This window comes from Paenibacillus sp. YPG26, assembly GCF_023704175.1.
Lineage (GTDB): Bacteria > Bacillota > Bacilli > Paenibacillales > Paenibacillaceae > Fontibacillus.
The window spans coordinates 1,099,600-1,123,111 of the sequence record NZ_CP084530.1; the positions used below are offsets into that span (position 1 = coordinate 1,099,600).

At 49.4% G+C, this 23,512-nt stretch carries 24 protein-coding genes and 2 pseudogenes; 19 read left to right on the forward strand and 7 right to left on the reverse strand.

The window, feature by feature from the left end; translation table 11 throughout:
• Nucleotides 1–33 precede the first annotated feature (33 nt).
• Nucleotides 34–228, reverse strand: coding sequence for a YwbE family protein (locus LDO05_RS05060; RefSeq protein WP_251377814.1), 195 nt, complete (start codon nt 226–228; stop codon nt 34–36).
• A 517-nt stretch (nt 229–745) separates the two neighbouring features.
• Here LDO05_RS05060 and pheS point away from each other — a divergent pair.
• The 3 genes from pheS (at nt 746) to LDO05_RS05075 (ending at nt 5,909) form a co-directional block, all read left to right on the forward strand.
• Entirely contained in the window at nt 746–1,780 is a 1,035-nt protein-coding gene (gene pheS / locus LDO05_RS05065) for a phenylalanine--tRNA ligase subunit alpha (RefSeq protein ID WP_251377815.1), read from the forward strand.
• A 24-nt stretch (nt 1,781–1,804) separates the two neighbouring features.
• Nucleotides 1,805–4,252, forward strand: coding sequence for a phenylalanine--tRNA ligase subunit beta (pheT, locus tag LDO05_RS05070; protein ID WP_251377816.1), 2,448 nt, complete (start codon nt 1,805–1,807; stop codon nt 4,250–4,252).
• A 109-nt stretch (nt 4,253–4,361) separates the two neighbouring features.
• Nucleotides 4,362–5,909, forward strand: a complete 1,548-nt coding sequence (locus LDO05_RS05075; protein ID WP_251377817.1) for a cell division protein ZapA — start codon at nt 4,362–4,364, stop codon at nt 5,907–5,909.
• Nucleotides 5,910–5,959: 50 nt separating this feature from the next.
• Here LDO05_RS05075 and LDO05_RS05080 read toward each other — a convergent pair whose 3' ends face one another.
• Nucleotides 5,960–6,334: a cupredoxin domain-containing protein gene (locus LDO05_RS05080; RefSeq protein WP_251377818.1), complete on the reverse strand. Its 375-nt coding sequence runs from the start codon at nt 6,332–6,334 to the stop codon at nt 5,960–5,962.
• A 628-nt stretch (nt 6,335–6,962) separates the two neighbouring features.
• On the opposite strand from LDO05_RS05080, the gene LDO05_RS05085 reads away from it, so the two are divergent.
• The gene (locus LDO05_RS05085; RefSeq protein WP_251377819.1) at nt 6,963–7,667 is read left to right on the forward strand and encodes a GGDEF domain-containing protein; all 705 of its coding nucleotides are present in this window, start codon (nt 6,963–6,965) and stop codon (nt 7,665–7,667) included.
• 81 nt (nt 7,668–7,748) lie between these two features.
• Here the strand turns inward: LDO05_RS05085 and LDO05_RS05090 are convergent, their stop codons facing one another.
• Nucleotides 7,749–8,096, reverse strand: a complete 348-nt coding sequence (locus LDO05_RS05090; RefSeq protein ID WP_251377820.1) for a phage holin family protein — start codon at nt 8,094–8,096, stop codon at nt 7,749–7,751.
• A gap of 179 nt (nt 8,097–8,275) precedes the next feature.
• Here LDO05_RS05090 and LDO05_RS05095 point away from each other — a divergent pair, with 179 nt between their 5' ends.
• The 13 genes from LDO05_RS05095 (at nt 8,276) to LDO05_RS05155 (ending at nt 18,886) form a co-directional block, all read left to right on the forward strand.
• Nucleotides 8,276–10,642 carry an endonuclease MutS2 gene (locus tag LDO05_RS05095; protein WP_251377821.1) on the forward strand — a complete coding sequence of 789 codons (2,367 nt, stop codon included), beginning with the start codon at nt 8,276–8,278 and terminating at the stop codon, nt 10,640–10,642.
• A gap of 19 nt (nt 10,643–10,661) precedes the next feature.
• Entirely contained in the window at nt 10,662–11,081 is a 420-nt protein-coding gene (locus tag LDO05_RS05100) for a DUF350 domain-containing protein (protein ID WP_251377822.1), read from the forward strand.
• Nucleotides 11,082–11,238: 157 nt separating this feature from the next.
• Entirely contained in the window at nt 11,239–11,769 is a 531-nt protein-coding gene (locus LDO05_RS05105) for a hypothetical protein (protein WP_251377823.1), read from the forward strand.
• Nucleotides 11,770–11,891: 122 nt separating this feature from the next.
• A complete protein-coding gene (locus tag LDO05_RS05110; RefSeq protein WP_251377824.1) occupies nt 11,892–12,125 on the forward strand; it encodes a hypothetical protein in 234 nt (77 codons plus the stop codon).
• 17 nt (nt 12,126–12,142) lie between these two features.
• Entirely contained in the window at nt 12,143–12,490 is a 348-nt protein-coding gene (locus LDO05_RS05115) for a spore coat protein (protein ID WP_251377825.1), read from the forward strand.
• 185 nt (nt 12,491–12,675) lie between these two features.
• Nucleotides 12,676–13,176, forward strand: coding sequence for an Lrp/AsnC family transcriptional regulator (locus LDO05_RS05120; RefSeq protein WP_251377826.1), 501 nt, complete (start codon nt 12,676–12,678; stop codon nt 13,174–13,176).
• A gap of 13 nt (nt 13,177–13,189) precedes the next feature.
• Nucleotides 13,190–14,404, forward strand: a complete 1,215-nt coding sequence (locus LDO05_RS05125) for an aminotransferase class I/II-fold pyridoxal phosphate-dependent enzyme (RefSeq protein ID WP_276575554.1) — start codon at nt 13,190–13,192, stop codon at nt 14,402–14,404.
• A 249-nt stretch (nt 14,405–14,653) separates the two neighbouring features.
• Nucleotides 14,654–14,812: an aspartyl-phosphate phosphatase Spo0E family protein gene (locus LDO05_RS18950; protein WP_481857045.1), complete on the forward strand. Its 159-nt coding sequence runs from the start codon at nt 14,654–14,656 to the stop codon at nt 14,810–14,812.
• Between the two features lie 85 nt (nt 14,813–14,897).
• Nucleotides 14,898–15,464 carry a cob(I)yrinic acid a,c-diamide adenosyltransferase gene (locus LDO05_RS05135; protein ID WP_251377828.1) on the forward strand — a complete coding sequence of 189 codons (567 nt, stop codon included), beginning with the start codon at nt 14,898–14,900 and terminating at the stop codon, nt 15,462–15,464.
• Nucleotides 15,461–16,423, forward strand: a complete 963-nt coding sequence (locus tag LDO05_RS05140) for an RluA family pseudouridine synthase (RefSeq protein WP_251377829.1) — start codon at nt 15,461–15,463, stop codon at nt 16,421–16,423. Before LDO05_RS05135 ends, LDO05_RS05140 begins: the two co-directional genes overlap by 4 nt.
• A gap of 13 nt (nt 16,424–16,436) precedes the next feature.
• On the forward strand, nt 16,437–16,802 hold the full coding sequence (locus LDO05_RS05145) for an arsenate reductase family protein (RefSeq protein ID WP_251377830.1): 366 nt from the start codon (nt 16,437–16,439) through the stop codon (nt 16,800–16,802).
• Nucleotides 16,803–16,870: 68 nt separating this feature from the next.
• Complete coding sequence (locus tag LDO05_RS05150; protein ID WP_481857020.1) at nt 16,871–17,779, forward strand: 5'-3' exonuclease; 909 nt, start codon at nt 16,871–16,873, stop codon at nt 17,777–17,779.
• Nucleotides 17,780–18,886: a phosphodiester glycosidase family protein gene (locus tag LDO05_RS05155; protein ID WP_251377832.1), complete on the forward strand. Its 1,107-nt coding sequence runs from the start codon at nt 17,780–17,782 to the stop codon at nt 18,884–18,886.
• Nucleotides 18,887–18,937: 51 nt separating this feature from the next.
• Here LDO05_RS05155 and LDO05_RS05160 read toward each other — a convergent pair whose 3' ends face one another.
• Nucleotides 18,938–19,492, reverse strand: a complete 555-nt coding sequence (locus tag LDO05_RS05160) for a phosphatidylglycerophosphatase A family protein (RefSeq protein WP_251377833.1) — start codon at nt 19,490–19,492, stop codon at nt 18,938–18,940.
• A 149-nt stretch (nt 19,493–19,641) separates the two neighbouring features.
• On the opposite strand from LDO05_RS05160, the gene LDO05_RS05165 reads away from it, so the two are divergent.
• Both LDO05_RS05165 and rph (LDO05_RS05170) read left to right on the forward strand, forming a co-directional pair.
• A complete protein-coding gene (locus LDO05_RS05165) occupies nt 19,642–20,718 on the forward strand; it encodes a GerMN domain-containing protein (RefSeq protein WP_251377834.1) in 1,077 nt (358 codons plus the stop codon).
• Between the two features lie 133 nt (nt 20,719–20,851).
• Nucleotides 20,852–21,571 (forward strand): annotated as a pseudogene (gene rph / locus LDO05_RS05170) (ribonuclease PH); the annotation flags it as partial.
• Here rph (LDO05_RS05170) and rph (LDO05_RS05175) read toward each other — a convergent pair.
• The 3 genes and pseudogenes from rph (LDO05_RS05175) to LDO05_RS18885 all read right to left on the reverse strand — a co-directional run.
• Nucleotides 21,569–22,266, reverse strand: a pseudogene (rph, locus tag LDO05_RS05175) (ribonuclease PH); the annotation flags it as partial. The pseudogenes rph (LDO05_RS05170) and rph (LDO05_RS05175) overlap by 3 nt on opposite strands.
• A 268-nt stretch (nt 22,267–22,534) precedes the next feature.
• Nucleotides 22,535–23,050 (reverse strand): GerMN domain-containing protein, encoded by a 516-nt coding sequence (locus LDO05_RS18880; protein WP_346657620.1) that lies wholly within the window; start codon nt 23,048–23,050, stop codon nt 22,535–22,537.
• Nucleotides 23,025–23,339 carry a hypothetical protein gene (locus LDO05_RS18885; RefSeq protein WP_346657621.1) on the reverse strand — a complete coding sequence of 105 codons (315 nt, stop codon included), beginning with the start codon at nt 23,337–23,339 and terminating at the stop codon, nt 23,025–23,027. The genes LDO05_RS18880 and LDO05_RS18885 overlap by 26 nt, the downstream gene beginning before the upstream one ends.
• Nucleotides 23,340–23,512 lie beyond the last annotated feature (173 nt).

The window sequence follows — 23,512 nt, forward strand, 5'->3', positions numbered from 1 at the left end:
GGAATCTGGTTGGTTCAACCAGTGAAGTCAAATTTAAATATGGACGTTCTTGACTCGGCCCACCTGACCATCCTCCAAGCGTACTTTGATTCCATGTGGGTGGCTTGGAGAGTTGGTTAGAATGTCTTTCACAATGCCCCGGGTTAATTGACCGGAGCGCTGATCTTTCTTGAGTACGATGTCCACCGTTCGTCCGGGGAGGATGTTTTTGCGTTCTGTTCCATTCATGTGGTTCGTTGGTCTCCTTTGTGTAGATAACACAAACATATCATATCGGAAGGGGAATCCAAAGCTTTGACAGGATTCGACTTGCCAATGGGTGCATGTTTTGCATATAATATTGAACATAAGTATGCTAGGGATAACCAGATATGAAATGCTATGATGGAGAAGAGTAAGCAGTGCCTCTTTACAGGGAGGAAGCGCCGTTAGATTGAGAGCGCTTCTATAGAACCAGGCTGTCGAAGTTCACTCCGGAGCAGCGCCTTGAACCGATGGTCAGAAGACTATGGCATTAGAGGCTGCCGGCAACGAACCGTTAATTCGATGAGTGAGTGATGTATGTCTAAGGATGCAGCTGTTATGGTGTGCATTCATGAGAACACGGATCTAACAAGGGTGGTACCACGGTCTTTTCGTCCCTTACGGGAGAGAAGGCCTTTTTATGTTGTTCACAGGACTTGAATCATTATGTGGCAGGAAGCAGGATCGTATCATGGGTCTTAAACTTTAAGGAGGTTCATAAATGAAAGAACGGTTGGAATCATTGAAAATTGAGGCGTTAGAGCAGCTGAAGGACGTTGCTGATGCCGGACAGCTTAATGATCTCAGGGTGAAGTACTTGGGTAAGAAAGGCGCCCTCACAGAAATCTTAAGAGGTATGGGTGCTCTAAGTGCAGAGGAGCGCCCGGTAATCGGTCAAGTCGCTAACGAGGTTCGTGCTGCTATCGAAGAAGTGATTGAGCGTCAGCAGCTGGAGTTCCAGAATAAGGAGACCGAACAGAGACTTGCAGCCGAGAAAGTGGATGTAACTCTGCCGGGACGCCCGCTCAGACAGGGCAGTGTTCATCCTCTGAATAAGGTCATTCAGGACATTGAAGAGATCTTTATTGGACTTGGATACCGCATAGCGGAAGGGCCTGAAGTAGAGACCGACTATTATAACTTTGAAGCGCTCAACCTGCCGAAGAATCACCCTGCCCGCGACATGCAGGATTCCTTTTACATTACAGATGACATTCTGATGCGGACACAGACCTCTCCAGTGCAGGTTCGCACGATGGAAGCCATGAAAGGCGAGGTGCCGGTTAAAGTTATTTGCCCAGGTAAGGTCTACCGCCGCGATGATGATGATGCGACCCACTCCTTCCAGTTCAACCAGATTGAAGGTCTTGTGATTGGCAAAGGAATCCGGATGAGCGATCTGAAGGGGACTCTTCTCCAGTTCACCCGCGAGATGTTCGGACCTGAGACACAGATTCGTCTGCGTCCAAGCTTCTTCCCTTTCACAGAGCCAAGTGCAGAGGTTGACGTCACCTGTGTGAAATGTGGCGGTTCAGGCTGCCGGATGTGCAAGCATACGGGCTGGCTTGAAATTCTGGGCTGCGGAATGGTTCACCCGCGTGTGCTTGAGATGGGCGGATATGATCCGGAGGAGTATACGGGCTTTGCCTTCGGGATGGGCGTAGAGCGAATTGCGATTCTCAAATACGGCATTGATGACATCCGTCATTTCTACAGCAATGACTTGCGGTTCCTGCAGCAGTTTGCTCGCAACTAATTATCGAAGGGAAGGGACATATTCATGAAAGTATCAACCGAATGGTTGTCGGATTATATATCGTTGGACAATGTAGTCACGGAGGAATTGGCTGAGCAGATTACACGCTCCGGTATTGAGATTGATTCCGTAGAGAAAAGAAGTCCGGGCGTAAGCCAGGTTGTTGTCGGTTACGTGAAGAGTAAGGAGAAGCATCCCGATGCAGATAAGCTTAATGTATGTATCATTGATGCGGGACTGGGTGAAGATCTTCAGATCGTGTGCGGAGCCAAGAATGTGGATGCCGGTCAAAAGGTACCCGTGGCTCTAGTAGGCGCCAAGCTTCCGGGTGGACTTGAGATCAAGAAGGCCAAGCTGCGGGGTGTGGCCTCCCAAGGGATGATCTGTTCAGCTAAGGAACTCGGTCTGAATGAGAAATTCGTGCCGAAGGAACAGCAGGAAGGAATTCTTGTGCTTCCGGAAAATACGTCGATTGGCGTTCCGATTAACGGCGTGCTCGGACTGGATGATGAAGTGCTTGACTTTGATCTGACTCCGAATCGCTCGGACTGTCTCAGTATGCTTGGGGCAGCATATGAGGTAGGTGCTATCCTAGGGCGGGAAGTGAACATTCCTGAGCCGTCCAAGACACTGATCGAGGTCTCCGAAGCTGCGGGCAATCACATCGCTGTTCATAACACGGCTCCGGAGCTGTGCAACCATTATGCGGTGCGTTACTTCTCCAATGTGAAAGTTGGACCTTCGCCGCAGTGGATGCAGAATCGTCTAGCTGCAGCTGGGGTTCGTCCAATCAATAACATTGTGGATATCACGAACTATGTCATGATGGAGTACGGTCAGCCTTTGCATGCTTTTGATGCGGATCAGATTGCCGGTGGATCCATTGGTGTTCGTCAGGCAGAAGAAGGGGAGACCCTGGTGACTCTGGACGGGCAGGAGCGCAAGCTTGAGGCAGGTACTCTGCTCATCACAGATGGGGAGAATAAGCCAGTCGGTCTTGCCGGTGTTATGGGCGGATTGAATTCTGAGGTAACGGATGGTACCGTTAATCTTATTCTGGAATCGGCGCATTTCGATGGCGGCAGTGTCCGCAAGACCTCCCGTCAGCTTGGCCTTCGGTCAGAGGCTTCCCTGCGTTTCGAGAAGGAAGTCGACCCGAACCGGGTCATTCCTGCACTTAACCGGGCTGCAGCACTGATTGCAGAATATGCCGGAGGTACTGTATATCAGGGGATTGTAGAATCCGTAAATAAGACACCGGAAGAAAAGAAAATTACGCTGTCGCTTGCCAAGCTGAATGGATATTTGGGAACAGATATCTCGATGCTCGAAGTGAAAACGATCTTCACACGCCTAAATTTCGATAGTGCTGAGCGTCAAGGAGAAATTGAAGTGCTTGTTCCATCCCGGCGCGGAGATATTACCCGCGATGTGGACTTGATTGAAGAGATTGCCCGTCTATACGGATATGCCAATATTCCAACTACCGCGATCGAGGGGTCAACCACAGCCGGTTCTTACACAAGGGAGCAGTTCCTTCGCCGCAGCCTTCGTACACTGTTGACTCATGGTGGCTGGCAGGAAGTCATTAGCTACTCATTCACGCACGAATCCTCTGTAGGCTTGTTCCCGACTCTATCCGAGGGGAGCCGCGCAGTGAAGCTGGCTATGCCCATGAGCGAGGACAGAAGCGTGCTTCGTACCAGTACGATCCCGCAGCTTATTGACATTGCAAGCTATAACCGGAATCGCAAGCAGGAGAATCTATCCATATTTGAAATCGGCAGTGTGTTCTGGACAGATGAAGATAAGCTGACCAGACAACCGCGGGAGCTGCCTGTGCTGAGCTTCCTGCTAACAGGTCTTCGTCAGGAGAAGCAGTGGAATATCCAAGCCGAGAAAGTGGACTTCTTCGATCTGAAGGGCGCCATTGAAAGTGTGACTGAATATCTGGGTCTTCGTGACAAGGTGACTTATGAAGCCGACCGTCCGGAAGGCTTCCATCCAGGCCGGTCCGCCTCCATCTATCTGAAGGCAGGGGAAGATAAGATTCGCATCGGGGTACTTGGGCAGATGCATCCGAACCTGCAGCGGGACAAAGACCTGGAGGATACCTATGTAGCGGAGCTTCTTCTGGAGCCTATGTACCAGCATGCAGTAAGCAATATTGAATACAGCGAGCTGCCAAGATTCCCTTCAGTCGAAAGAGACATCGCAGTGGTTGTGGACAATGAGGTTGAAGCTGGAGCCTTGATTCAGGCGATTCAAGGGGCAGCAGGTGAACTGCTCACCTCTATTCAAGTCTTTGATGTGTTCACAGGCAGCAAACTAGGAGATAACAAGAAAAGTGTGGCAATCTCCATGGTATATTTGCATAAGGAACGCACATTGACAGAAGACGATATAACCACCGTGCATGATCGTGTACTTGAAGTTCTTGAACAAACTTTTGCCGCAGAGCTTAGAAAATAGCAGGAAATTATAGAAGTCACATCGAATCCTATAGCAAGCAAGATTCGATGTGGCTTTTGTACAATAACACATCTTGGACCAGACAGAAGAACTGAAGGAGGTACTTGCTTTGACTAAATCCGATCGAACCAGTGTAACCGTAGAAATTTACGGCACTTCTTATAGAATTGTCGGCAGCAGTGCTGAATATATGAAGCAGGTTGCCCGCCAAGTTAATGACCGTATGCACACTATAGCAAAAGCTCATACGCACCTGGATATTCCACGTATTGCGGTTCTTGCCGCGGTTCATATGGCGGAGGAAGTTGTCAAGATGGATGCTTTGGAGCTGGAGCTAGCTTCCGTATCTGAGCAGAAGAGAGTACTTGAAGAGAAGCTTAATACTCAAGGCAATTTGTATAATGAGCAGCAGATTAAGCTTGGTACCCTTCAGGAATCCTTTGCCCGCCTTCAAAGTGACAAGTCTGGACTTGAAGAGTCATTGAAGAAATCGAATGAACTGCTGAAGGAAAAGGAAAAAGAAGCAGCTCAGCAGACTGCGCGGATTCAAGAGCAGGAGAAACAGCTTGGCAATGAGCGTGAAAGCCGCAGCACTCTGCAGGAGAAGCTCAGAACGACAGAGCAGTTATTGAAGAAGGAACAAGAAGAACGGGCCAAATTGAATGAGCAGTACAAGCAGTCTCTTCGTAGAGAAGAAGCCTCAGCTGTAGAATTCAAGAAGCTGAAAGAAAACGCATCTCTGCTGGAAACTCAGCTTAACCAGTCGCTTGAAGCCTCGAAGACTGTTCAGCAGAAGGTTACAAGCCTGCAGCATGCCCTTCAGGAAGCTAAGTCCCGTGAGGAGCAATTACGAGCTGAAGCTGTCAAGACAGCTCAGGATGCCGAAGCCACTCAGAAGCTTGCCGAGAAACGGCACGAACAGATCAATCGCCTTGAAGAGGAGCTTCTTGAGGCTGCTGAGCATAATGAGGCTTTAGAGCAAGGTCTGCGGACTTCACAAGATGAGGTGGAGTCACTGAAAGAGCAGCTTAACAAGGATAAGGTTGCCAGCAAGGAAGTAGAGGAAGAACTGGCTTCGTTACAAGAGCAGTACAACGCTCTCAAGGCTTCCTATGAGAATATACTGCGCCGTGAACAGAAGTCGGAAGAGGCGATTCAGGAACTGAAGTCCGAGGGCGAAGAACTGAACCGCCAGCTTCTTGATCTAAGAGATCAGCTTAAGCGGACTACGGCTCTCGTAGAAGAGAGAACAAGGTCTTTGGAAGATGCCGAGAATCGTGAATTGGAATGGCAGGTTCGCTGTGAGGCCGCCGAAGAGCAGTATAACGCACTTCGTGAAGCAGAGACGGCTCTGCGTCAGCAGTTGGAAGAGTGGCGCCAGCAGTGTGCAGCAGCAGGAGATACCGCAAGTTCACTTGCTGAGGAGAAGTCAAGCTTAGTTCTGGAACGGGATGAGCTGGCTGGGCAGCTGGAAGAGATTGGCGGACAATTCGAATTAATCTCGCATGAATACAGGCTGATGCAGACAGAACGTGAGATGGAACGGGAGCGTGTGCAGGTCATTCAGGAAGAGCATGCGAAGCTCAAGGAAGAGTATGCCAAGCTTCAAATGGAGTACAATGAATGGATCGAGCTGATTGAGCAGGACCAGACCTGATCTTCTGACCATACAGAAAAGGACAGCATTCGAGATGCTGTCCTTTCAGCTTATTCAACAACAATTTTGGCGATCATCCGACTATGGCCGGTACCACAGCTAATCGAGCAGGCCATATCAAATTCTCCTGTCTCGGTTGGAGTAACTACAGCGGATTCATGCTCGCTGTCGAGCTGAAGATTCAGCTTCGGAATTAATACGCCATGATTACCGGCTTCATTCTTGAATACGATCTTGACGGGGACGTCTTTCTTCAGATGATACACCGGTTGATCAAATTCATAATTGGTCGCTTTGATCACGAGTTCAGCTTTTGGGGTTACATTGGACTCAGTGGCAGCGGTATTGCCAGCCTGAGTGCCGCCGCATGCGGATAGAGTCAATAGAAGCATAGTTGAGAGCAGAAGCGCGATTGTCTTTTTCATAGGAATCCCCTTCTTCATTAAATTCGATTAGTGCATCAACAATATAATAACTCAAAAGAACCCGAATGGACGACCCAGGCTATGAATGATTCGTGAACTTCAAAGAATGGGGCTCCGCAGACCCGATGTCGTAAAGTGGCGATTCAAGGAAAGTGTACGCTGGACATTAAAGCAGAATAAGAGATATAATTCTCTCAAAACATACTAAAAGTAGGGGATACTCATCAGTAACGGTCGTAAACATCCAGGATTCAGATTGACATGGAACCGAAGATTGATGAATGGATACTGGGGTTCAGCAATCATATTGCTTGCTGCTCAGTGGATACTATTTGAAAATCATTCAATTTTGTCCCCTGGCATCTACGAGTCGACATTTGACCTAAAATATCTGATTTCGGATTTTATAATTTTACTTACCTTGATTGTAAGCGAAATACTGCTAAGAACCCGGCAGGAGCATGTAGAGAAAATCGTATTAGTCTGCGGGCTTAGTGTTAGTTATTTGGTATTTTATATCCTTTTTCCGTTTCTTAATGGTGCGGAAATTGTACTCATCTTACCGATACTGCTCTCCCTTGTATATTTCAGTTGGAGTGCGTTGTATAGCTCAGGATTGCTCAGCCTTATGTTCTTGTGCCTGAACTATTTATTTGTTCACCCGAATAATCAGGGAGATGACTGGTTTGGATTCCTTATGGCTGCGATCTATATTACTCTGGTCTTACTGATTGGGCGGGCAGTACTGGCACGTTCTCAGGAACTCAGAAACAGCATGGAGTCTTTGGTGAAATCGGAACAGAAGCTGATTGTGGAGAAGGCGATTTCAGACAAGCTTATCAAGATCGATGCGTTGACGGGATTATATAACCATAAGACTTTCCATGAGTACCTGGAGAACCTGATTCTGCATTGTGAAACCAATGGAGTCTCGCTGCATTTGGCATTGATTGATATTGATAATTTCAAGAAAGTCAATGATACCTACGGCCATTGGGTAGGAGATATTGTCCTCAAGGATGCCGCAGCCTGCATTACAGACCTGCTTAATCCGAATAACTTCGCCGCTCGTTATGGAGGAGAAGAATTCGCTATTATATTTACGGATACAACCGCTGAAGAGGCGGCAGAGCAGGCAGAGCAGATCCGCCAGCGGATTGAGAGCATGCCAATATCCCATATGAGGGAGCAGCCAGTTACCGTTAGTATTGGTCTATGTACCTATCAGCCCGGCAATGGCAAAGAATTATTATTCCGTAACACGGATAATGCCCTTTATACAGCCAAGCGAGCCGGGAAGAACCGGGTTGTCTGTCATAAGCCAGCGGAATAACGGAATCTGATCTAATCGGATAAAAGAAGCCCCAGTTCCAGGAACTGGGGCTTCGTCTCGATCATAGAGGATTGCCGGGATCTAACGTGAATGGTTAAATGGAGTAGCCTGTGGAGCGAACAGGTCAATTATTCCGATGACGAGAGCGGCCAGAAGAGCCCCTATGATCGTTACGGATACATCTGAAATAACGAACTGGGCGAACCAGATCACCAAGGCGCTTGTTAGGAAGCCTACGATTCCCCGTCCGAATGGGGTTACCCGCGTACCGATGACCACCTCGATAAGCCAGCCTAACAGAGCAATTACGATGGCTAGTAGAAGCGCGCTGCCAAATCCGCCAACGGTGAAGTGCGGAACCAACCATCCCACAAGCATCAGTACCAAAGCGGACACAATAAAGCGGATAATATGTCCAAAAAATTTCATGGAACAGTGCCTCCTTTCTGAATGTAATCAGCCTGGTCCAAATCTCCGGCATTAGGATATACCCTCAAGATTATCTTTATGTGTGATGAGGATGCTTTCATGTCCTGCCGGTCAAAATAGCGAAAAGCAAATCAGATCGTTTATAATATATGCATACCCGAGAGGAGTTGTGAACGTCCTTGGACGAGAAAATTTTACAGACCTTAGAATATCGGAAGATCATAAATAAATTAGCAGCCTTCGCCCAAACTTCGCTTGGGAAAGAGCGCGCGGAGAAGCTGCAGCCTGTTACCAGCCTCGATGATGTTAAGCGGCTACTTCAGGCCACGGATGAGGCCTTCAAAGTAGATCGCCTAAAAGGAGCACCCCCCTTCGGCGGAATTGTGGACATCACACTGCCGGTCAAGCGGGCTAGAATAGGGGGGACTTTGAATCCCCATGAGTTAATGGGAATATCGACTACCCTGTCAGGCGCACGCCGTCTGCAACGCTATATTCTGAGTATTCATGAAGAGGATGAAGTGACCCTCCTGTATAATCTCTGCAGTGAGCTTAGTGAACAGAAGCCGCTGGAGAATGCTATCAAGCTCTGCATTAATGAGAATGCCGAGGTAGTTGATTCGGCTAGTGCGGAGCTTGCCCAGATCCGCCGCGAGCTTCGCGGAGGCGAGGTGAGAATCAGGGAGAAGCTTGATGCCATGATCCGGTCCTCCTCGGTGTCCAAGATGCTTCAGGACCAACTGATTACCATCCGCGGTGACCGGTTCGTTATTCCGGTGAAGGCGGAATATCGTGCACACTTTGGCGGGATTGTACATGATCAATCCGGCTCGGGTGCGACCTTGTTCATCGAACCCGAGTCCATCGTAGCCATGAACAACAAGCTGCGGGAGACTCGGCTCCGGGAGGAGAGGGAGATCGAGGTTATTCTACAAAAGCTGACAGCACTCGTAGGCGAACAGACAGAGCTGCTTCAATACGATTGCGATGTGCTTAGCCAGCTTGATTTTATATTTGCGAAGGCCCGGCTGGCCCGTGAAGTAAAGGGAACCCTTCCCATTATGAATGACCGCGGCTTCATGAAGCTGAAGAAAGGGCGTCATCCGCTCATTCCGATGGATAAGGTCGTTCCAATCGAGGCGGAGCTTGGCAACCAGTACACTTCAATTATTGTAACCGGCCCCAATACGGGAGGTAAGACGGTTACACTGAAGACGATTGGTCTGTTAAGCCTGATGGCCATGTCCGGTTTGTTCGTACCGGCTGAGGATGGAAGCCAGCTCTGCGTATTTGATGCAATCTATGCGGATATCGGGGATGAGCAGAGCATTGAGCAGAACCTCAGTACATTCTCCAGCCATATGACCAATATTATCTCCATTCTTAGCAAAATGTCTCCGAAGAGCCTTGTCCTTCTGGATGAGGTAGGAGCAGGCACAGATCCGGCGGAGGGCTCGGCACTTGCGGTGGCGATCCTGGAGCATATTCACTCTCTGGGCTGCCGCATGATTGCGACGACCCACTACAGTGAACTGAAGGCCTATGCCTATGAACGCAAAGGTGTTATCAATGCGAGCATGGAATTTGACGTGAATACACTGAGCCCAACTTACCGGTTGCTGATAGGCGTGCCTGGACGAAGCAACGCGTTCGCGATTGCGGAGCGTCTTGGGTTGCCTGGAAGCATACTTGATTTTGCCCGCGGTGAGGTTAAAGAAGAAGATCTGAGGGTGGAGCACATGATCGCTTCCCTTGAGGAGAACAGGCTTGGAGCGGAGCAGGAGCGCGGGAAGGCAGAGCAGCTTCGCAAAGAGCTTGAGAGTCTGCGCAGCCAGCATGAGGCTGAGCTTGAGAAGCTGGAGCAGCAGCGTGACAGACGTCTGGAGAAAGCCGAAGCCGAAGCCCGGAATATTGTCGATAAAGCCAGAAGTGAAGCGGAGAAGATTATCGATGACCTGAGAAGGCTGGCCTTGGAAGAAGGAGCTTCCGTTAAGGAGCATAAGCTGATTGCGGCACGCAAGCAGCTGGACGAGGCAGAGCCTGCTAAGCGGAAGAAGGCGGCTGCTGTGCGCAAGGCTGCCAAGCAAGTAAGATCGATTGAGCCAGGAGATGAGGTTAAGGTATACAGCCTGAATCAGAAAGGACATGTCGTGGAGCTGTCCGGTAAGGAAGCAGTTGTCCAGCTTGGAATCATGAAGATGAAGGTTGCGCTTGACGACCTGGAGCTGATCCAGCAGGCTTCGGCAGGGGCTGCTGTGCCGCAGCGAACGGTAACGAATCTGAAGAGAACCCGGGATGATCAGACCCGGAGCGAGCTGGACCTCAGAGGATCGAATCTGGAAGAAGCACTTATGGAGGTAGACCGGTTCATTGATGAAGCTTTTCTTAGCAACCTGGGTCAAGTGTACATCATTCATGGTAAAGGAACGGGAATACTGCGCACAGGAATTCAGGAGTATCTCCGCAAGCATAAAAATGTGAAGAGCTATCGAATCGGCAATTATGGTGAAGGTGGCACGGGAGTAACGGTTGCGGAACTGAAATAACGATGGGGGAGAATGCCTGTTGAAGGAATCCATTGATCGCCTGCTTGAGTATCCAATGGGCATGAGTCTAGGGTTGTTCTCAGTAGCTATACTGGAACTAATCGTATTTCTATATTGCTTTGAACTCGCGGCCAGGTACAGGTGCTGGGATGAGATCAAGCGTGGAAATATAGCGGCTGCACTGGCTACGGCAGGTAAAATATTTGGAATTTGCAACATCTTTCGTTATTCCGCAGTACTGCATGGAACGATTTACGATTTCATGACCTGGTCCTTCATAGGTACATTTCTGCTGTTCATCTCTTATCTATTATTTGAATTTGTAACTCCTGTTTTTCGTATCGACCGTGAGATTGCTGAGGATAACCGGGCTGTGGGGATTATTGCTCTAGGGATATCGGTCTCGTTATCCTTTGTGATTGGAGCCAGTATTGGATAGCTTGGCCCCTGGCGAATAAATTGCAGAGCGTATTTAGGAGGATACATGATAAAGAATTTGGTCCGGGTGTTGCTGGTGGCTGCAGTGCTCTTTATTATTGCAGGCGTCATATTTCTAGTTCAGTCTTAAATTTGACAAGAGGAAGGAATATTTAATCATGGAAACGACTGTATGCCCTTGGTGTCTGACAGAGATTGTATGGGACGAAGAGATTGGCCCCGAAGAGGAATGTCCTCATTGCCATAACGAGCTGAAAGGCTATCGTACTCTCCAAATTAACCTGGGAGACGAAGATCCTGAGGAAGAGGATGAACAAGAGCCAGAAGAAAGCCAGGATTCACTAGGCTTTTGGGATGCTGATGAGGAAGAAAGCTCTGGGGCGGTACGCCGCGTGAACTCTTTTGCAACTGCAGGGGCAGACTTGCTTGAATATGAATCAGCGGTTGAGCGAGTTCTGGGTATGCAGGATGAGGTGCCTGAATGTCCGCACTGCCGGGAGTACATGCTGCTTGCCGGTCAAGAGCAGGTGAATGCGAATAGCGGGATGCAGCAGCAGAACACTCCTCTTCTAAAAGCCCCATATACACTGAACGTGTATGTGTGCTCTTCCTGCTTCTCGGTTAGCCGCGTTCTGTCTGAGGCGGACAAGCATCAGTTCATTCGGAATATAACGAACAGCAAGAAGTAAAGTACAATACCGTTTATATCCACAGGCCTGCCCAGATTATTCTGGGCAGGCTTTTGTGTGCATTATAAAGAAATGAAGAGGCCATAATATGGGGGTGCACAACTACCGAGGAGGTCAGATCTATGAACCAAAGCCCGCTTCAGCCGCTAACTACCAAAGAGCTCAATTACATTGCTGATTCGATTATGAACGAGGACCTGCTAATTAAGCAGAGTGCTGCCGCTGCGGCCGTGTCCCAAAATTCCAATATACAGCAGGCGCTGTCCAAATATATTCACGCCCACCAGCAGCACTTACAGCTTCTTACCGACGCGCTCAAGGATCATCAATCCATTGCACCATCGCAAGTACAATAACAGAGGGGGATGCATCTGTGAACAACCAGGTTAATTTGGCCGAACAGGATATTCTTAATACGATTCTAGCTGATCTTAGAAGAACCGCCCGGGAATACACCACTGCAACAACGGAATCCTCGTGCCCCTCGGTACGTCAGATGTTCAACCAGCTTACGGACGGCACACTTCGCCTCCAGGGGGAACTGTATCAGCTGATGCAGCAGAACGGTTCCTATCAGTCGCCTGCCAAAGCCCCGCGCCAGGAAGTTGACAAGCTGTACCAGCATGCGTCAGAGGCTCAAGCGAAGAGCCAGCAATTTGCTCAGATGACGTCCACACAAGAAGGTAATACTTCCCAAGGCGCATCTACTCACTTGAGCTGAACCTTGTCATGACGCTTGGGACAGCTTATTTTGCAGATTCCGTCCTTGCCGTGTAACCTGACACGGCAAGGACGGTTTTTGTTTGCAGATGACCCAAAATCATGTAAGATAGATACAACGAACTTCTGATTTCCCAAGCAAAAAAGCCTTGGATCAAGGTGGGGAACAGGCACAGGAGGTATAGTATGAAAGCGATAAGTGAACTGAAACTTAAAGTCCTGGATCTGCTCCGTGAGGATGCAAGGCGGAGTCCTGAACTGCTGGCCACTCTTCTTGGCATCTCTTTGGAAGAAGTCAAGACAGCCATACGCGAGCTTGAGGAAGATCACATTATTGTGAAATATGCGACAGTGGTGAATTCCGGCAAGCTTGATGACGAGAAAGTGACCGCACTGATTGAAGTCCAGATTACTCCTGAGCGCGGGCGTGGATTTGACGCGATTGCGGAGCGTATTTATTTGTTCTCACAAGTTAAGTCCGTCTATTTAATGTCAGGTGCATATGATTTGCTGGTAGAAGTGGAAGGCCGCAATCTGAAAGAAGTAGCAAGCTTCGTATCAGATAAGCTGTCTCCGCTGGAGTCCGTTCTTTCCACCAAAACTCACTTTATTCTCAAAAAATACAAGCAGGACGGCATCATCTTCGAGGATCATGAAGAAGATCACCGTCTTGTGATTTCTCCGTAAAGGAAGTCATGTCATGAATGTAAATCCAGGTCTGAGATCAGAGCAGGAAGCTGGCAAATCGATGAACTCGTACTTGGCACCGCTGGTGCGGGAGATCCAGCCATCGGGTATTCGGAGATTTTTCGATTTAGCAAGCGGCAACAAAGACATTATTACGCTGGGTGTGGGGGAACCGGACTTTATCACCCCGTGGCATGTCCGGGAAGCCACCGTACATTCCCTGGAGAGGGGTTATACCAGCTATACATCGAACTCTGGAACGCCAGAACTCCGTGAGGCGATTGGGCAGTACTTATACGATAGCTTTCAAGTGGCTTATGAGCCCTCGAATCAAATACTGGTAACCGTCGGGGGAAGTGAAGCCATCGACTTGGCTCTCCGGGCATTGATATCGCCCGGCGATGAAGTGCTGGTTCCGGCTCCATGTTATCTTCCCTATTCTCCGCTCACCTCAATTGCAGGAGGGGTTCCAGTAGAGATCGGGACCTACGCCAAAGATAACTTCAAGTTAACCGCGGAGAATCTCTTAGCCAAGATAACACCTAAATCTAAGGTGCTGGTATTGAACTATCCAAGCAATCCGACGGGCGCCATTATGACTTATGAAGATTGGCTGCCGATCGCCAAGGTTGCGGAGGAGCATGATCTTATCGTTATTTCCGATGAGATCTATGCGGAACTTACCTACGATCAGAAGCATGTAAGCTTCGCCTCTATTCCTGGGATGAAGGACCGGACTATACTGGTTAGCGGATTCTCCAAAGCTTTTGCCATGACCGGCTGGCGGATGGGTTATGTATGCGGTCATCCCGATTTGATCTATGCTATGCTCAAGATCCATCAATATACTGTCATGTGTGCTCCGATTATGGGACAGGTGGCTGCGCTTGAAGCCCTTACGAATGGAATTGAGGAAAAGGATCGGATGGTTGATTCTTACAATCAGCGGCGTAGGCTCGTCGTTAAAGGACTGCGCGACATTGGGCTCGACTGTCATGAGCCTCAAGGCGCCTTTTATGCCTTTCCAAGTGTAGAGTCCACAGGTCTGTCATCGGATGAATTCGCGCAGAGACTGCTGGTTGAAGCCAAGGTAGCCGCAGTTCCAGGGAATGTCTTCGGCCTCGGTGGGGAAGGGTTCCTTAGATGCTCTTATGCAACCTCTGTTGCCAATCTAACGGAAGCAATCAGCCGGATGGGTGATTTCGTCAATAAGCTGAAGCAGGGCTGATTTAACAGAAATTTCATTTTTTAATTGATTACTGGTTGATTAAAGTGGTATAATTTCTTTTTGGGAGAACTGTTTAAGTTTCATCCTCATTATGTTAAGAGGAAGCTTAAGAGATTTCTAGTATTCAAGGAGGGATTGCGAATGAGAAGCGGAGATTACAGCCTGTCTAATCAAACGGGTTACTGCGTTGCCGAAGAACACAAATCAGAACAGTGGACATCGAAAGAGAATCCTCTTGCTTCAACATCCATTTCCAAATCCTTGGAAGATGAAATTCTGATTCTTCGTAACCGAATGGAGAGACTCTTCCTACAAGAACAATCATTCACCTCCGATATCGTAGTCGAGATTAGCAGTCTGCTGGATCTTAAGATTAACGAATTTATGAAGAATAACAAGAAATACTAACATAGAGTTTAGTTAAAGGAGATCCTCCAAGGGGGTCTCCTTTTTTGGGAGTATGGCCAAATATTATAGAGGAGGCATAAGGATTATGTCTATTTATACACGTACAGGAGATGAAGGCAAGACGTCCGTCATTGGTGCCAGAGTGATGAAGGATGACGAGCGTATTGAAGCATATGGAACCATCGATGAGTTGAATTCTTTCGTAGGGCAAGCGATTAGCCAGGCGGACCCTGAGAAATTTGCGGACTTGTCTCTGCATCTGCTTCAAATTCAGCATGAGCTGTTCGACTGCGGATCGGATCTGGCCTTTGTGAAGTTAAATGAGTCCCGTTATAAGGTAAGCGCGTCTATGGTGGAGCAATTAGAACAGTGGATAGACACCTATGAACAGGAGAATCCGAAGCTGGAGAAGTTCATCCTGCCTGGAGGCACAGCGCTAGCCTCTACATTGCATATTTGCCGGACGGTCTGCCGCCGTGCCGAGCGCCGGACAGTCTCGCTTGGAGCGAAGCTGGATATTAATCCGGATGTACTTAGATACCTGAACCGTCTGTCCGATTTCTTCTTTGCTGTTGCCAGAACTGCTAATGCGAGAGCGAAGCTGGCCGATATAGAATATGAGCGCAGTGCAAAGGTGTTCCGTAACCGATGACAGCCTATTATGATCCGATTGAATACAAGGTACAAGAGGAAGACAGCGGTATGCTGCTGAAGACGGTCCTCCAGCGGAGGGTGGGTATCTCCCGCAAGCTTCTATCCAAGATCAAGCTGACAGAACAAGGCATTATGCTCAATGGAGAGAGGGTCTACATCAGTGTCAAGGTGAAGCAGGGAGATCAGGTCGCTATCCGGCTGGAGCAGGAAGAGTCGGAGGATATATTGCCGCAGCCCATTCCATTTGAAATCTTGTATGAGGATGATGCCCTGCTGGTCGTAAATAAAGAACCTGGAATTATCGTACACCCGACCCATGGTCATTATACGGGGACACTCGCGAACGGGGTGGTTCATTATTGGAAGGAACGCGGGGAGAGGTTCCGGTTTCGCCCTATACATAGGCTTGATCAGGAGACGAGCGGTGTGCTTGCCATTGCCAAGAACGCCTATGTTCACCAGCATATATCTGAACAGCTGATTGCAGGACAGGTCAACAAACGGTACAAGGCGCTAGTTCACGGAGCCCCTTCTTCAGAAGAAGGAACTATAGACGGGCCAATTGACCGGGACCCGGACGAACCTCATCGCCGTATTGTAACACCTGATGGATATCCCGCTTTGACCTTCTACAGAATCGTAGAGAGATTTGGGGGTGCATCCTTAGTGGACATCCGACTGGGAACAGGGAGAACTCATCAGATTCGTGTCCATATGACCTCTGTGGGCTGTCCGCTCATTGGGGACAAGATGTATACTCATCCCGTCGGATCTGACAGGCCTATAGATCAGAAGGAGCGTGTAGACGAGCTGAATCTCCTGATTAGCCGTCAGGCGCTCCATGCGGCAGAACTGGGGCTTCGTCATCCACTCACGGGGGAGGAGCTGCGCTTTGAAGCTCCTTTTCCTGAAGATATGAATAGACTAAGAGAATACTTGCTAACCGACTATCACTAACTGGAGGCTCACGATGAGTGAACTAATCGTATACCAATATTCGAAATGCGGAACCTGCCGCAATGCGGTCAAATCCCTACAAGCCAAGGGACATCAGCTTGAGTTAAAACCTGTGTTTGAGGCCCCGCCTAGTAAGACCGAGCTTGAGAATTTGATTAATCTTAGCGGAATTGAGCTCAAAAAGTTTTTTAATACAAGTGGTGAGGTCTATAAAGAGATGGGATTGAAGGACAAGCTTGCAGGGATGTCCCGCGAGGAGCAGATCGAGCTGCTTGCTTCTAATGGCCGGCTTATCAAGAGACCCATTGTAACTGACGGGAAGACAGTAACTGTAGGCTTCAAGGAAGAGATGTTCGAGCAAGCATGGGGAAATCATTAGTAATCGAAGGCGTGCTGCTCTTATGATATACTAGAGTATATACAACTGGATGCGGATGTGCTCCAGGAATGAACGAAGGAGAGAGAACGTTGACGACTACAAATAAAGAGACTTTATTGCTGGTAGATGGAATGGCGCTGATGTTCCGGGCCTTTTACGCTTCTGCGGCCAGCGGCTACATCCGGCGAACCAAGGCGGGTCTCCCTACGAATGCGATATATGGCTTTATGCGCTATTTCTGGGATGCGGTTGAGAAATTCTCCCCTTCCCATGTAGCCTGCTGCTGGGATCTGGGAAGCAAGACGTTCCGCACCGAGCAATTCGCAGCCTACAAAGGGAACCGCTCGGAAGCACCCGATGATCTGATTCCCCAGTTCGCGGTGATTCTTGAAGTCATGGACAGTCTGGGTATCCCTAACATTAGCGCGCCAGGTTACGAGGCCGATGATTGCATCGGTACCCTGGCTTCTATTTACTGCCAGGACATGAATGTCCTCGTACTGACCGGAGACCACGATATGCTGCAGCTGGTCAATGATTGCACTAGCGTCATCATTATGAAGAAAGGCCATGGGAACTACATGGTCTATACCCCGGACAGCCTGATGGAAGAGAAGCAGCTGCTCCCGCGCCAGATTATTGATGTGAAGGCGCTTATGGGCGACCCGAGCGATAACTATCCGGGAGTACGCGGAATTGGCGAGAAGACAGCGGTGAAGCTCGTTCAGGAGTACCATGATGTCGAAGGGATTCTTGCCAATCTGGAGGAGCTCTCCAAAGGCGTCCGGACCAAAATCGAAACAGATCTGGACATGCTTCACCTGTCCCGTCAGCTCGCGACTATCAAGTGTGATGTCGAGTTGGCGTGTCAGATTGACGAATGCCGGCTTGAGCTGAATCATGCTCAGATTGCTTCCAAATTTGAGGAGCTTGAAATGAAAAGTATATGCGCATGGATGGGAGTTGCCGTAGTATAGATGAAGAAGGATAACAAGAACTGGACTTATCTGTTAAAAAGAATAATGCTGGCCATTGCAGCGGTGCTGCTGCTGACTTCTGGAACGCTGAATCCACTCACCGCTGAAGCGAAGCCAGGCATCAAGGCCTCTTCAAGCAAGGTGAAAGTTGGAAGCAAGACCTTCACGGTTCAAATGGTCTCCATTCCTAAAGGTACCCCGGTTACGCTCGGACTTGCGAAGCGTCAAGTGGGACAAGTGGAGGCATTCACCTCCATTGTGAAGAATTATCATGCCCAGGCTGCGATCAACGGAGCATTCTTCAACGCCTACGGGGGTCCTACAGATCCCTATGGTACCTTCATTATTGAAGGGCGGTTAGCCCATTTCGGAGGATATGGGACAACGATTGGCTTCTTGAAGGATGGGACTGCCGTGATGGCTCCCCTGCGCAACTCGCTAACAGGTACGGTTACGAGTGACAAGGGCAGCTCCATGGGCTGGTATGCGGTATTTCTGAACCGCACTCCCGCCAATGGGGCCAGCACCATTATCAAGTATACGCCCGATCGCGGGAGCCGGGTCGGATTCAGCGGCGGTACTGCCGTAACCATTGTAAATGGTGTAGTGACGAAGAAAGCAGTCAATGCGAATAGTCTGATTCCCAAAGACGGTTATGTGCTTGTTTTTACCGGGAATGAGAAGAAGAGCTCGGACCGCTTCGTTGTTGGATACAAAGTTCAGGAGAAGCTGGTCTACAAAGACGATAAGGGAAAAGCGATCCCTTGGGAGAATGTGGTCACAGCGGTAGGGGCAGGTCCGCGGCTCGTGCAGGATGGCAAGGTGAAGCTGAACGCCAAGGCAGAAGGGTTCAATGACCCGAAGATTCTGTCGAGCTCTGCAGCCCGCAGCGGGATTGCCATTATGCCCGACGGCTCGATTCTGTTAGCTACGGTATCCGGGGCAACCATGCAGCAGTGGGCAGGTATCATGAAGGCGCTTGGTGCGAAGCAGGCGATGAATCTGGATGGCGGAGCTTCATCAGCCTTGTATGCCAATGGCAAAGTCCTCACGCAGGCAGGGCGCCCGCTTAGCAATGTGCTGGTATTCGGCAGCAATGTGAAATAAATCTTTGCAGTAATCAGAAACCCTCTCCCGGTTGCCGGAAGAGGGTTTGTTTTATTTTGCCTCATTGACAGATTCTTCGCCCTTCTCAAGCTCGCGCTCAGCCTGCTTGCGGTGGGCAATCCGGCTGCTTGCCGATGCGGCTATCGCACCCACAATATCGTCGAGGAAGGTATGAACCGGACCCAGGCTTTTATCATTCAATCGTTCGAGTATACCCGGCTTCAGCTTATCTACGTAACCATAGTTCGTGAATCCAATACTTCCATATACATTGACGATCGAGAAGGCAAGAATCTCATCGACCCCATACAGCCCTTCATCATTCGAGATCATCTCCTGCAGCTCAGGGATAAGAAGCTCCTGCTCAGCGAGAATATCCAGCTGGATTCCGGTTAATACGGCATTCTGAACCTCTCTCTTGGTAAGCACCTGCTCCACATTGTGGATGCACTCCTCCATTGTCAGATCAGGATAGTACTTCTGCTGAAGCAGCATAACAAGCTCGGCAATCTCCGGAATTTTGACTCCGCGCTTATGAAGCCATTCTTTGGTCGCATCGGCTACCTTTTTGCTGTTCAAGCTGTATGGAATTTTCGCTTTGTCCATGACCTTCACCTCAACTCCTAACATATTCATGCTGGTCTTGATATGTGCAGTGTGTCCACTTCCTCGAAATAATAGTTATTTTTTGAAAGAGGGCTCGTATATATAGTAATACAAACCACAGAAAATTGTTAGGGAGGCACAAAGGACCTATGAAATCTTTTTCAAGGGTAAAACCTACAGCAGCAGCCGGCTTACTCGCTATCCCTTTGTTGTTATCAGGGTGTGGAATCTTCGGTTCACAGGATGCAGCTCAGATTGACCCGCCACCGGCGGATATAGAATCTCAAATGCTGCAGACCGCAGATCAAGCGAACCAGACAAGCTCCTCCGGGAAGACAAGCAAGGTGAATACGAATCAGGCTACAGTCTATCTGAAAAATGAGCAGGGACTGCTCGCACCTGTATCCTTGAATCTGCCGCAAGGCAGTAAGGAAGGGAAGCTGAACCAGCTCATGGAGTCCCTCGTACAGGATGGAACCTACGCTTCGGTCATTCCTCAAGGCTTCCAGGGCGTTCTTCCCAAAGGAACACAGGTTACCCATGTATCTGTGGATAAGAAGCAAAAGCTGGCCGTAGTGGAGTTCACCAAGCCTTTCAATAACTACGATGTTAAGGATGAGCGCAAGATCATGGAGGCTGTAACCTGGACTTTAACGGGCAGCTCTGATGTTCAGAACGTTCAATTGTGGGTGGACGGGCAGAAGCTGAATGAAATGCCGGTGGGCCACCTGCCGCTGAGTCAGCCGCTGAATCGGACTGTTGGAATTAATCTGGAGCTTACCCCAGGTGTCAATGTCTCTCAGACAAGTCCGGTTACCGTATATTTTGCCTCGTCCACCCAGAGCGGAGTCCCTTATTTCGTACCTGTGACCCGGTTGGTCCCTGCAGGAGAAGATTCGGTAAAGGCTGCTCTCGCTCAACTGATGGAAGGCCCTGTTCAGGGTCATGGGCTTCAGCAGGTGTTAACTTCAAATACCACACTTGAGCAGGTAGAGACGGCTAAGGACGGTGTGGTTACCGTCTCGCTGAAGGATGACATGTTCGAGCCTGGGGAGAAGGTTCCGGCGCAGCTTCTTCAGTCTCTGGTGCTGACCGTAACCGAGAATACCCCGAGTGACAAAGTGCGCATCTGGATGAATGGAAGTAAAGACGTCGTTGGAGACGACAACCAGAAATACAGTGAGCCCGTATCCCGTCCTGAGGCGCTCAATCCTATTCCTATCTAAATCCCACCGGGGCCGACTGCTGAGCGGCTCCCTTTTCTATGATAAGGGATTTTCTTCCTAAGGTGCTTTTGAAGCATCTCTTTGGTAAAATAGGGGAAGCATAGGCAGGATGAAATGTAGGAGGCACATAATAATGAGAATAAGCGGACGATCTGCAGACGAGCGCAGACCCATGAATTTAACGGTCAATCCCAATAAATATGCAGAGGGTTCTGTATATATTGAAGTCGGTGACACCAAGGTGCTGTGCACCGCAACGGTAGAAGAGAAGGTTCCCCCGTTCATGAAGGGTCAAGGACGCGGGTGGGTAACGGCAGAATATTCGATGCTTCCCCGGGCAACCCAGACAAGAAACCAGCGGGAATCCGCCAGAGGCAAGCTTACAGGCAGAACGATGGAGATTCAGCGGCTGATCGGGCGTGCGCTCAGGTCCGTAGTGAATCTTCAAGCGCTTGGAGAGCGGACGGTAATTGTTGACTGTGATGTAATTCAGGCGGACGGAGGAACGCGTACCACCTCGATCACAGGGGCTTTCATTGCGATGTCCATTGCCGTGAATAAGCTGACTCAGAAGCATAACCTAGCCGTATTTCCGGTCACCGATTACTTGGCTTCGGTCAGTGTAGGGGTAGTAGGAAATGAACTACTGCTTGATTTGAATTATGAGGAAGATTCGAAGGCCAAGGTAGATATGAATGTGGTCATGACAGGTGAAGGCAAATTTGTAGAAATTCAGGGCACCGGTGAGGAAAGCCCTTCTCCCGCGAAGAGATGAACGGGATGATGGAGCTCGCTGAGAAGGGAATCCGTGAGATGATCGCCTCAGCAGCAGGAGGTGCTTGGACCGATTGCGCTGAGCGATCATCTCACGGATTCCCTTCTCAGCGAGCTCCATCATCCCGTTCATCTCTTCGCGGGAGAAGGGGCTTTCCTCACCGGTGCCCTGAATTTCTACAAATTTGCCTTCACCTGTCATGACCACATTCATATCTACCTTGGCCTTCGAATCTTCCTCATAATTCAAATCAAGCAGTAGTTCATTTCCTACTACCCTACACTGACCGAAGCCAAGTTAATCGGTGACCGGAAATACGGCTAGGTTATGCTTCTGAGTCAGCTTATTCACGGCAATGGACATCGCAATGAAAGCCCCCTGTGATCGAGGTGGTACGCGTTCCTCCGTCCGCCTGAATTACATCACAGTCAACAATTTACCGTCCGCTCTCCAAGCGCTTGAAGATCACTACGGACCTGAGCGCACGCCCGATCAGCCGCTGAATCTCCATCGTTCTGCCTGTAAGCTTGCCTCTGGCGGATTCCCGCTGGTTTCTTGTCTGGGTTGCCCGGGGAAGCATCGAATATTCTGCCGTTACCCACCCGCGTCCTTGACCCCTTCATGAACGGGGGAACCTTCTCTTCTACCGTTGCGGTGCACAGCACCTTGGTGTCACCGACTTCAATATATACAGAACCCTCTGCATATTTATTGGGATTGACCGTTAAATTCATGGGTCTGCGCTCGTCTGCAGATCGTCCGCTTATTCTCATTATTATGTGCCTCCTACATTTCATCCTGCCTATGCTTCCCCTATTTTACCAAAGAGATGCTTCAAAAGCACCTTAGGAAGAAAATCCCTTATCATAGAAAAGGGAGCCGCCTCAGCAGTCGGCCCCGGTGGGATTTAGATAGGAATAGGATTGAGCGCCTCAGGACGGGATACGGGCTCACTGTATTTCTGGTGTCGTCTCCAACGACGTCTTTACTTCCATTCATCCAGATGCGCACTTTGTCACTCGGGGTATTCTCCGGTTACGGTCAGCACAGAGACTGAAGAAGCTGCGCCGGAACCTTCTCCCCAGGCTCGAACATGTCATCCTTCAGCGAGACGGTAACCACACCGTCCTTAGCCGTCTCTACCTGCTCAAGTGTGGTATTTGAAGTTAACACCTGCTGAAGCCCATGACCCTGAACAGGGCCTTCCATCAGTTGAGCGAGAGCAGCCTTTACCGAATCTTCTCCTGCAGGGACCAACCGGGTCACAGGTACGAAATAAGGGACTCCGCTCTGGGTGGACGAGGCAAAATATACGGTAACCGGACTTGTCTGAGAGACATTGACACCTGGGGTAAGCTCCAGATTAATTCCAACAGTCCGATTCAGCGGCTGACTCAGCGGCAGGTGGCCCACCGGCATTTCATTCAGCTTCTGCCCGTCCACCCACAATTGAACGTTCTGAACATCAGAGCTGCCCGTTAAAGTCCAGGTTACAGCCTCCATGATCTTGCGCTCATCCTTAACATCGTAGTTATTGAAAGGCTTGGTGAACTCCACTTACGGCCAGCTTTTGCTTCTTATCCACAGATACATGGGTAACCTGTGTTCCTTTGGGAAGAACGCCCTGGAAGCCTTGAGGAATGACCGAAGCGTAGGTTCCATCCTGTACGAGGGACTCCATGAGCTGGTTCAGCTTCCCTTCCTTACTGCCTTGCGGCAGATTCAAGGATACAGGTGCGAGCAGTCCCTGCTCATTTTTCAGATAGACTGTAGCCTGATTCGTATTCACCTTGCTTGTCTTCCCGGAGGAGCTTGTCTGGTTCGCTTGATCTGCGGTCTGCAGCATTTGAGATTCTATATCCGCCGGTGGCGGGTCAATCTGAGCTGCATCCTGTGAACCGAAGATTCCACACCTGATAACAACAAAGGGATAGCGAGTAAGCCGGCTGCTGCTGTAGGTTTTACCCTTGAAAAAGATTTCATAGGTCCTTTGTGCCTCCCTAACAATTTTCTGTGGTT

Bases quoted from the DNA above. Each gene is read 5' to 3' on its own strand.
- LDO05_RS05060 (WP_251377814.1), bottom strand. From the start codon at position 228: ATGAATGGAACAGAACGCAAAAACATCCTCCCCGGACGAACGGTGGAC.
- pheS (WP_251377815.1), top strand. From the start codon at position 746: ATGAAAGAACGGTTGGAATCATTGAAAATTGAGGCGTTAGAGCAGCTG.
- pheT (WP_251377816.1), top strand. From the start codon at position 1,805: ATGAAAGTATCAACCGAATGGTTGTCGGATTATATATCGTTGGACAAT.
- LDO05_RS05080 (WP_251377818.1), bottom strand. From the start codon at position 6,334: ATGAAAAAGACAATCGCGCTTCTGCTCTCAACTATGCTTCTATTGACT.
- LDO05_RS05085 (WP_251377819.1), top strand. From the start codon at position 6,963: ATGTTCTTGTGCCTGAACTATTTATTTGTTCACCCGAATAATCAGGGA.
- LDO05_RS05090 (WP_251377820.1), bottom strand. From the start codon at position 8,096: ATGAAATTTTTTGGACATATTATCCGCTTTATTGTGTCCGCTTTGGTA.
- LDO05_RS05105 (WP_251377823.1), top strand. From the start codon at position 11,239: ATGGAAACGACTGTATGCCCTTGGTGTCTGACAGAGATTGTATGGGAC.
- LDO05_RS05110 (WP_251377824.1), top strand. From the start codon at position 11,892: ATGAACCAAAGCCCGCTTCAGCCGCTAACTACCAAAGAGCTCAATTAC.
- LDO05_RS05120 (WP_251377826.1), top strand. From the start codon at position 12,676: ATGAAAGCGATAAGTGAACTGAAACTTAAAGTCCTGGATCTGCTCCGT.
- LDO05_RS05125 (WP_276575554.1), top strand. From the start codon at position 13,190: ATGAATGTAAATCCAGGTCTGAGATCAGAGCAGGAAGCTGGCAAATCG.
- LDO05_RS05135 (WP_251377828.1), top strand. From the start codon at position 14,898: ATGTCTATTTATACACGTACAGGAGATGAAGGCAAGACGTCCGTCATT.
- LDO05_RS05140 (WP_251377829.1), top strand. From the start codon at position 15,461: ATGACAGCCTATTATGATCCGATTGAATACAAGGTACAAGAGGAAGAC.
- LDO05_RS05145 (WP_251377830.1), top strand. From the start codon at position 16,437: ATGAGTGAACTAATCGTATACCAATATTCGAAATGCGGAACCTGCCGC.
- LDO05_RS05150 (WP_481857020.1), top strand. From the start codon at position 16,871: ATGAACGAAGGAGAGAGAACGTTGACGACTACAAATAAAGAGACTTTA.
- LDO05_RS05155 (WP_251377832.1), top strand. From the start codon at position 17,780: ATGAAGAAGGATAACAAGAACTGGACTTATCTGTTAAAAAGAATAATG.
- LDO05_RS05160 (WP_251377833.1), bottom strand. From the start codon at position 19,492: ATGGACAAAGCGAAAATTCCATACAGCTTGAACAGCAAAAAGGTAGCC.
- LDO05_RS05165 (WP_251377834.1), top strand. From the start codon at position 19,642: ATGAAATCTTTTTCAAGGGTAAAACCTACAGCAGCAGCCGGCTTACTC.
- LDO05_RS18885 (WP_346657621.1), bottom strand. From the start codon at position 23,339: ATGCTGCAGACCGCAGATCAAGCGAACCAGACAAGCTCCTCCGGGAAG.